The organism is Mycobacterium sp. 1245111.1, from assembly GCF_001673405.1.
Classification (GTDB): domain Bacteria; phylum Actinomycetota; class Actinomycetes; order Mycobacteriales; family Mycobacteriaceae; genus Mycobacterium.
The window spans coordinates 1-814 of sequence record NZ_LZLV01000135.1; the positions used below are offsets into that span (position 1 = coordinate 1).

Annotated in this window: 1 pseudogene; it reads right to left on the minus strand. The window is 61.8% G+C overall.

From position 1 onward, the window contains the following. Positions 1 to 814 (minus strand): annotated as a pseudogene (locus tag A5658_RS28530) (glycosyl transferase); the annotation flags it as partial.

The following is an 814-nucleotide window of genomic DNA, read 5'->3' on the forward strand; positions in this document are numbered from 1 at the left end:
GGTGATGCCGGTGAGGGTGGTGGCGTCGGCGAAGTTAATGCCGACCTGGAAGACCTGTGGTTCGGCTTCCAGTACCCCGGTGAGGCGGCTGATGAGATTGTCGGGGGCGAAGAACTGCCAACCTCGACCTAGGTGTAGCCAGTACCGTGCGTCGATTTGGGTGCGAAGCTGTGCAAGTTCGGTTCCTGGTTTGCTGCGAAATCTGCGACGGATGAACTCGAGGAATCCGTAGCGTTGCTGCAATGCGGCGCGGTCAGGCGCCGACAGGCCGGTGTCAAGGACTAGGAAGCGCCCGACTCGTGAAACGTCGAGGCAACATGTCAAAAATGAGTTGAGGGTTTGCACGAGCGTCAGCGGATCCGGTCCGGCGATGAGGGTGACGGTGATCTGAGCATCGCCGGGTTCAGCGATCAAAGACTGCACCACGGCTTCGGGATATGGTGTGGCGCCTTCGAGCATGACCGGAACTGAATAGTCGCGGTTAGTCGCGATGCGCTGCCGGTCGCAGTCGGGGATGTCAGGGCGGGCGACTAGGCGTCGGCACAGCGCGAACGCCTCGGCGTGTTTACCGGCCCAGAGTGCGCACACCGCCTGCTCATCGAGCGCGCGCCAAGCGTAAATCTCGGCGACGTATCCCGAGACAAAGAGTTCTTCTCCGGGACAAGGGATTTCGGTTGCCTGCTGGGCAAGCAGGTAACCAAGTCGGTAGCGTTGGTCGAGGCGGTATCGAACGGCGATGGCGTGAAGGGCTTCGGCGCGGGTCGGGCGGAAAATCCAGGCGCGCAGGTAGGCGGCTTCAACATCTGGCCACGGT